The sequence below is a fragment of the Streptomyces sp. CB02400 genome, from assembly GCF_001905725.1.
Classification (GTDB): domain Bacteria; phylum Actinomycetota; class Actinomycetes; order Streptomycetales; family Streptomycetaceae; genus Streptomyces; species Streptomyces atrovirens.
This window is the reverse complement of record NZ_LIWB01000027.1, coordinates 88,624-95,296: the sequence shown is the minus strand read 5'-3', so window position 1 is coordinate 95,296 and position 6,673 is coordinate 88,624. Positions and strand designations below refer to the sequence as shown.

10 protein-coding genes are annotated in these 6,673 nt (G+C 66.6%); 8 read left to right on the top strand and 2 right to left on the bottom strand.

Annotation, left to right across the window (positions count from 1 at the left end):
- On the bottom strand, positions 1–249 hold a 249-nt coding region (locus AMK33_RS38110; protein ID WP_443030952.1), incomplete at its 3' end, for a transposase domain-containing protein.
- 195 nt (positions 250–444) lie between these two features.
- Between AMK33_RS38110 and AMK33_RS38105 the strand changes: the two genes are divergently transcribed.
- From AMK33_RS38105 to AMK33_RS38080, 6 genes are all read left to right on the top strand, one after another.
- Positions 445–792, top strand: coding sequence for a hypothetical protein (locus AMK33_RS38105; protein WP_073937844.1), 348 nt, complete (start codon positions 445–447; stop codon positions 790–792).
- A gap of 99 nt (positions 793–891) precedes the next feature.
- Positions 892–1,170: a hypothetical protein gene (locus AMK33_RS38100; protein WP_073937843.1), complete on the top strand. Its 279-nt coding sequence runs from the start codon at positions 892–894 to the stop codon at positions 1,168–1,170.
- Positions 1,171–1,280: 110 nt separating this feature from the next.
- Positions 1,281–1,679 (top strand): head decoration protein, encoded by a 399-nt coding sequence (locus tag AMK33_RS38095; protein WP_073937842.1) that lies wholly within the window; start codon positions 1,281–1,283, stop codon positions 1,677–1,679.
- Positions 1,680–1,701: 22 nt separating this feature from the next.
- Positions 1,702–2,748 (top strand): major capsid protein, encoded by a 1,047-nt coding sequence (locus AMK33_RS38090; protein WP_073937841.1) that lies wholly within the window; start codon positions 1,702–1,704, stop codon positions 2,746–2,748.
- A complete protein-coding gene (locus AMK33_RS38085; protein ID WP_073937840.1) occupies positions 2,748–2,933 on the top strand; it encodes a hypothetical protein in 186 nt (61 codons plus the stop codon). The genes AMK33_RS38090 and AMK33_RS38085 overlap by 1 nt, the downstream gene beginning before the upstream one ends.
- Positions 2,930–3,235 carry a hypothetical protein gene (locus tag AMK33_RS38080; protein ID WP_073937839.1) on the top strand — a complete coding sequence of 102 codons (306 nt, stop codon included), beginning with the start codon at positions 2,930–2,932 and terminating at the stop codon, positions 3,233–3,235. Before AMK33_RS38085 ends, AMK33_RS38080 begins: the two co-directional genes overlap by 4 nt.
- A 254-nt stretch (positions 3,236–3,489) precedes the next feature.
- On the opposite strand, the gene AMK33_RS38075 is transcribed toward AMK33_RS38080, so the two are convergent.
- On the bottom strand, positions 3,490–4,323 hold the full coding sequence (locus AMK33_RS38075; protein WP_073937838.1) for a GIY-YIG nuclease family protein: 834 nt from the start codon (positions 4,321–4,323) through the stop codon (positions 3,490–3,492).
- A 149-nt stretch (positions 4,324–4,472) separates the two neighbouring features.
- Between AMK33_RS38075 and AMK33_RS38070 the strand changes: the two genes are divergently transcribed.
- Positions 4,473–5,765, top strand: a complete 1,293-nt coding sequence (locus tag AMK33_RS38070) for a DNA cytosine methyltransferase (protein WP_073937837.1) — start codon at positions 4,473–4,475, stop codon at positions 5,763–5,765.
- Positions 5,762–6,535, top strand: a complete 774-nt coding sequence (locus tag AMK33_RS38065) for a very short patch repair endonuclease (protein ID WP_073937836.1) — start codon at positions 5,762–5,764, stop codon at positions 6,533–6,535. The genes AMK33_RS38070 and AMK33_RS38065 overlap by 4 nt, the downstream gene beginning before the upstream one ends.
- Positions 6,536–6,673 lie beyond the last annotated feature (138 nt).

Genomic DNA, 6,673 nt, shown 5'->3' with positions numbered 1-6,673 from the left:
CCGCAGACGGGCCCGGCCGATCGCCGCCGTCGTGGGCACCCGCCAGGTCTTCACCCACCGGCCTTCACGCTCCAGCCCCTGGACCAGAAGCCGCGCCACTTCTTCATAGCCCTGCCCGAAAAACAGACACATCGCCAGGACGAAGTAGACCACCACCCGTGCCGGCAGCAGCCGCGTCCGCTGCTCAACCCTGCCGCACTCGGCGACCACCTCGTCGATCAGCTCCGGCGGAAACACCCGCGTCAGCACCCCCAACGCGATCCGATCCGAGAACCGATCAACCCCCGACGGCTTCACCTGACCCGGTCTTGGCACAACCCATCCAACGACCAGAACCCACCAAAGTCACCGGCATTGGGCCTAAGCCACAAGTCTGAAAGACGTGAGCCCGCAGGGGGTTAGACTCCGCCCGGCCGCGGGGGCGTCTGGGCGAGGAGCTTGCCCATGACCGTACATACACCCCCTCCGCTGCCGCTCACACCGCTCGGCTATCGCCGCGACGGCCGCGCGATCCTTCCGATTCTCGGCGCCTCCCTCGACGACCCGGGCAATCCGCCAACCGGCGAGACGTCCCCGGAGGGCACCGACACCAAAGTGGTGACCATCCCGCAGGAGGAGCTGTCCCGCCGTTTCGCCCGCGAGAAGGACCAGGGCCGTCGCGCTGGCGTGCGGGACCTCCTCGGCCAGCTCGGGTTCGACTCGGCGAAGGCCCTCACGGAGTACGTACAGAACCAGCGGCACGCCGAGCAGCAGCAGAAGGACGCCGAGCAGGCCCGTCTATCAGAGGTCTAGCGCCGCGAGCAGGCAGCCGCCGAGCGCGAACGCCTGGCACAGGAACGCGAGGCTGCGGCGGTCGCCCGGGAGCGGGACGCCGCACGCCGCGCCGTCCTGGTGGGCCTGGGCGCCACCGGCACCGAACTGGAGGATGCCGTGGTCCTGCTCAGCCGCCTCGCCGCCCCAGAGGCGGACGATACGGCGCTGGCCAAGGCGGCCGAGGAACTGCAGGAACGCCGTCCAGAACTCTTCGACCAGCGAACTCTGCGGCCGTCAGCGGCACCGCCATTGGGCAGCCCCTCCAACATCCCCGGACGCTCGGGAGACACCGCCTCCCGCTCCGGCCAGATCGGCCTGGACATCGCCCACCGCCGCAGCCATATCAAGAGCACGTGACCCCGGCACACCTTCGGGGGCCACGCCCCGCTCAGAGCCTCGCGGACGACGGCACCAACCGGTGACCGTACGGCCTCACCGCCCATACAGACTGACCGGAGGCGCCTGCCGTGGATCTTCAGCCGATCACGTACTCCGATTCCGCCACCGTCGACCGCCCCTGGCTGGCGTCCCGGCACGGAGTCGACACGCCGCTCACCATCACCCTCTTCACCGAGGGCACCCACTACACGCCGCCCACCCTCGGCCAGCCCCGCAGCATCATGCGAGCTGGCATCCCGCTCGGCCGCGTCACCGCCACCAATCTCTACGGCCCCTGGGACACGGCCGCCACGGACGGCCGCGCGGACTTCGCTGGCGTGCTCCTCACGGACGTCCCCTTCGCACCCGGCAGCGGTCGTGCCGGCGCCGCCCTGCTCTGGCACGGCCTGATCGCCGCCGCCCATGTCCCTGGCGGACTCGACCCGAGCGCCATCACCACTTCGACCGCGCAGATCCACTTCGTCTGAAGGATGAGGAGCCACACTCGCCATGCTCGACACCCTGCTGCGCGACATCGACGCGGCTGACCTCAACGCCTTCGCCCGCACGATGGCTACCCCGGCCGACTTCGAGCTGACCCGCACCGTCATGCCCGAACGGCGCCTGAACTCCGTCAAGTTCCGAATCAAGTCCAGCAAGCGGCGCGTGAACGTGGCGAAGTTCCGCGCGTACGACGCCGAGACCGCCGTCGCCCGCCGCCAGGCCGAGAAGATCATCACCGAGGGGATGCTTCCGCCACTCGGCCAGAAGCTGATTGTCGGCGAGTTGGAGCAGATCCTTCTCGACACCGCCCGCGGCGCCGACGCCTCCGAGTTCGTCGAGCTGCTCTACGACGACATCGAGCGCCACGTCGAGTCCATCCACAACCGCATGGAGCTCGCTGCCGGCGACCTCCTCGTCGACGGCAAGTTCAGCCTGAACGGCGAGAACGGACTCACCCTGGAGGCCGACTTCGGCGTCCCGGACGCCAACATGCCCACTGCCGCCAAGCCCTGGTCGGACCCGACCAGCGACCCGATCGCCGACGAGCTGCGCTGGATCGAGTACCTGCGCTCCATCGGCGCCCCACTCCCGTCCCGTGTGATCACCTCGTACAAGGCCCGCGCCACGCTTGCCGCGAACGACGCCTACCGCGCGGCGTACTTCGGCAGCGTCAACGGCTCCACCACCCCCACTGCGGTCCTCGCGCCCAACGAGGTCGAGGTCGTCCGTGCCCGCTACAACCTGCCGCCGATCACCGTCTACGACGTGCAGATCTCCGTCGACGACACCTACCAGCGTGTCGTCCCCGAGGACCGCTGGATCCTGCTCCCGCCGAACCCCGAATCCTGGGCGGAGACCCAGTACGGCATCACCGCCGAGTCACTGGTCCTCTCCTCCGGCACTAACCCAGCGATCACCCGCGAGGATGCTCCCGGCATCGTCATCACCGCCGGCCACCAGGACGACCCCGTTCAGGTCTGGACGAAGGGCTCCGCCGTCGCCATGCCGGTCCTCTATGTCCCAGACATCCACATCACCGCGAAGGTCCTGTGATGCCCACCACCCGCGTCCTCACCACCGCTGTCTTCGTCACCGATCCCAAGACTCACGAGACCATCCTGCTCCAGCCCGGTACGGAAGTAAGCGACCCGGCGATCGCGGACCAGATCACGCACCCCGACGCCTGGACCCCGGAGCCGCCGCGTCAGCCCCGCTGCGGCAAGGCACAGACATCGTGACCCTCACCGATGCCGAGTACGCCTACCTCCGCTCCGAGCTCGGCGAAGCGGAACGAACCGACCTCGACACCCGCTACCAGCGCCTTGGTTCCGTCCAGGCCGTCGCCGTGGAAGTCCTTCGCGAACGCAGGGCGGCACTGGTCTCCGACCCCTTGGCCGTCACCGTCCAAGGGGTCGCTACGGTCAACAACGCGGAGAACGTCAAGGCGATCGAACGGCGAATCGCGGCCCTTGAAGGCATCACGGCCGAGAACAAGACGTACACCGCTCCAGTCCCGTTGTTCCGTCGACGGACTCGCTGACCCTGATCGCCGCGCCGACGAACGCGGGAGCCACCGGAGGGTGGCTCCCGCTACCCCCACTCGCCTGATCGGGGTCCACTCGCCCTGTGTCGCTCCCTGGCCGACGCCGCTCACGCCCTGTCGGCGGCCACCGTCAGCCACCACGCGATCAACGAGGCAGGAATCGGATTAATTCACAGCGCGCGCTTCGGGACTAGGAGGACCGCTCGCCTACCCGTCTGTCTGAATCGCGCCCGCATGGCAGCCCTGATGGATCACTCGCCCGTCTCCGATGCGCTGTCTTCCTCCTCTTCTGGCGCCTGCTGAGGTGTGCCCTCGATCGCCTGACCATCCCGGTAGTAGCGCCAGGCGCTCTCGTATTCGGTTGGAGACTCCCGGTACATGATCACGTAGCCCATGAGCGCTGTGATCTGCCACTGCTGCGGGACCGCTGCCGAGATCAAGCGGAAGACGGAGTCAGCTGTCGGTTCCACGTGCGGCACCGTGACCGTGATCCCCCGGTGATCCGGCACCGACGCGTAGCGGAAGGTGTAGGGCAGGCCCGCCTTCACAGCGGCCATCAGCGCGTGGAGGGTCATCGTCCCAGCCGCCAACCCCTTGACTGGGCGCTCAAGATCGATCGGGTAGAGCGCGTCGAAGTGGCTTCGCTTCAGGATGGTGTGATCACGCTGACGTCCTGGGTCCCTGTTACCGAAGCCGTTGTTGTTCCAGGGGATGTCCCCCTGACCCTTGTGGTGATTGATCAAGAGCTGTTCTGGAGCGAGGGCCGAGAAGTCCTCGGCCACGTAGAGGCAGGAGAACGTGATCTCGTCGAGCGTGATGCCGCGCCGCCCGGAGATCTTCTTGAGATGGTTCCTGAGCCTGGCCTGCAGCGACTTATCGGCCTTGCCCACGTAGACGAAGTCTCCGTTGAGGTAGAGCTGATATACGCCGGCGCGCTCCTCCAGTTGATCGATGTGCTCGTCCGCAAGGGGCGCGGGTGTGAGTTCCTCCAACCCCACCGCGAGCTGATCTCCCAATGCCTTCGTGATGCTCAGCGTGAAGTTCCGATGGAACGGCCGCTCCCCAAGACCCGGTATCGCTGTCATGCCCTCGCCGTTCCTCCTGCGCGCCATTCGCTGGCCAAACCATATCGACGCCGCGGTCACGTGAGGCACGTGTCTCACTCAAACGGCCCGCATGATCACCAACTCCGCGGTATGGTTTCCCCCGTACTGAGCTGCGAGGAGTGTGAAGTATGCAACGGACGTCGGTGGAGCTGTTCGCCGGAGGGGGAGGTCTGGTTCAGGCCACCACGAACGCTGGCTTCCGTCACCTGCTGCTCAACGAGTTCGCTCCACGCGCCTGCGAGACCCTTGAGGCGAACAACTTCGAGAGGCACGAGGAGGGATCCCGTCCGCCCGTCCCCGGGCCAGGCCAAAAGGCTCCGTTCGTCGCCGGTGACGTACGCAAGCTGGAGATGGAGTATCTCAGAGAGCACGAGGTCGATCTCCTCGCAGGCGGCCCGCCATGCCAGCCCTTCAGTCTGGGCGGAGTCGCCAAGGGGGATGAGGACCAGCGCAACATGTTTCCCGAGATGTTCCGTGCCATTCGGGAGATCCGCCCCAAGGCCGTCCTCTGCGAGAACGTTGTTGGCCTACTCCGTCCGTCGTTCGCGCCCTACTTCGAGTACATCCAACGCGAGCTGGAGCTGCCTTTCGTGGAGCGACAGGAGGGGACGGACTGGAAGGAGCACGACAAGATCTTGAGGGAAAGGATCGCCGCCGGAGACAGCGACCCGTCGAAGCACTACAAGGTGCTCATGATGCGCGTCAACGCGGCGGACTACGGTGTGCCACAGGTGCGTAACCGCGTGATCCTCGTCGCCTTCCGGGCGGACCTCGGAGTCGACATGGCCGCGTTCGAGAACTCTGTCGAGCCCACGCACTCCAGGGACCTACTCATCAAAGCGTTGCGGGACGAGTCGTACTGGGACGACCACAAGGGCGTCGAGAAGCATGTACGCGATCGCGTTAAGGAGCGCTACGCCAATGAGCAGCTGTCCTTCGACGACTCGCCCAACGATGGCCAAGAGCGGCGTCGCTCTCGCTGGCTCACGCTGCGCGATGCCATCAAGGATCTCCCGCGGATCGACTTGGACATGCTCGACCGGAAGACGCCGCAGGGCGGCGTTGCCGACCACATCGGTTGGCCGGGTGCTCGCATCTACACAGGTCACACCCCTAACGAACTCGACAACCCAGCGAAGACGGTGAAGGCTGGGGTACACGGAGTTCCTGGGGGAGAGTCCGTCATGCTCCTCGATGATCGTGTGGAAGACCCGGACGCTCCTGGGGGGCATCGCTACCGTCACCGGTACATGACAGTTCGCGAGACAGCCCGGGTTATGACCTTCGGCGACGAATGGCAGCTGCGTGGACCGCGCGGCGAACGGATGAGGCAACTCGGTAACGCCGTTCCGGTGCGCCTGGGTCAAGTCTTCGCGGAGGCGATTTCAGATGCCCTGGACAAGGCGGAAGCAGGCTCATGATCCATGCCGGGAAGGCCCGGCAGAGTGGCTGGAAGGACCAGATGCCACCAGCCAGGGCTTGGAAGGGACGGGCTGGCCGTAGCAAGGAAGCGCTCGCCGCCGAACAAGATCGAGCGGCTGGCGGGCGGCGGATGCGCTACGTGCCGGTGGAGGGAGAGCAGTACGCGCTGGCCTCCGTGGAGTTGAAGCTCCTGCCACGCACACGCCGCATTCGCGCCTACCTACGCTGGTCGGAGAAGGGCCGCTCGCCCTCCCGATACCTCGGGCCAGTGGAACATGACACTCGAGCGGCCAATCTCGCCGCCGGATGGGATCTGGCAAAGGCCAAGGGACTCGTGGGTGCCCGGCCTGTTCCAGAAGGCTCTTGGGCCGCGTCGGACTCTGTCCGATCTGTCATGCGCGCCAACCGGGGCAAGGACACCAAGCCCGAGCTTCGGCTGCGCTCCATCGTCCACGCCGCCGGCTTCCGGTACCGCGTGTCGACCCGCCCGCTACCTGAACTGCGACGCACAGCGGATCTGGTCTTCACGAGGGCACGGGTAGCGGTGTTCGTCGACGGCTGCTTCTGGCACGGATGTCCCGCGCACTTCAGGCCGGCACGGAAGAACTCCGAGTTCTGGACGACGAAGATCGCCGCCAATCAGGCACGGGACGAGGAGACCGACCGCCGCCTCGCCGAGGCTGGCTGGAAGGTGGTGCGCGTCTGGGAGCACGAGGACCCGGCGGATGCCGCGCGTCGTGTCATCGAAGTCGTTCACGCTCAGCCGTGATGAAGCCGCTACAAGGTCCCGTCCTGTAGGAGGTTTTCGATGGTGTCGGAGGCGCGTCGCAGGACGATGCGTCCGTCGCCATCGCTGTACGCCAACAGGGAATCACCCACATTGAGGCCAGCCTCGACGAGCAGCCCC

Excerpts from the sequence above, each read along its gene's own strand:
- AMK33_RS38090 (WP_073937841.1), top strand. The coding sequence starts at position 1,702 with ATGCTCGACACCCTGCTGCGCGACATCGACGCGGCTGACCTCAACGCC.
- AMK33_RS38070 (WP_073937837.1), top strand. The coding sequence starts at position 4,473 with ATGCAACGGACGTCGGTGGAGCTGTTCGCCGGAGGGGGAGGTCTGGTT.
- AMK33_RS38105 (WP_073937844.1), top strand. The coding sequence starts at position 445 with ATGACCGTACATACACCCCCTCCGCTGCCGCTCACACCGCTCGGCTAT.
- AMK33_RS38065 (WP_073937836.1), top strand. The coding sequence starts at position 5,762 with ATGATCCATGCCGGGAAGGCCCGGCAGAGTGGCTGGAAGGACCAGATG.
- AMK33_RS38075 (WP_073937838.1), bottom strand. The coding sequence starts at position 4,323 with ATGACAGCGATACCGGGTCTTGGGGAGCGGCCGTTCCATCGGAACTTC.
- AMK33_RS38085 (WP_073937840.1), top strand. The coding sequence starts at position 2,748 with ATGCCCACCACCCGCGTCCTCACCACCGCTGTCTTCGTCACCGATCCC.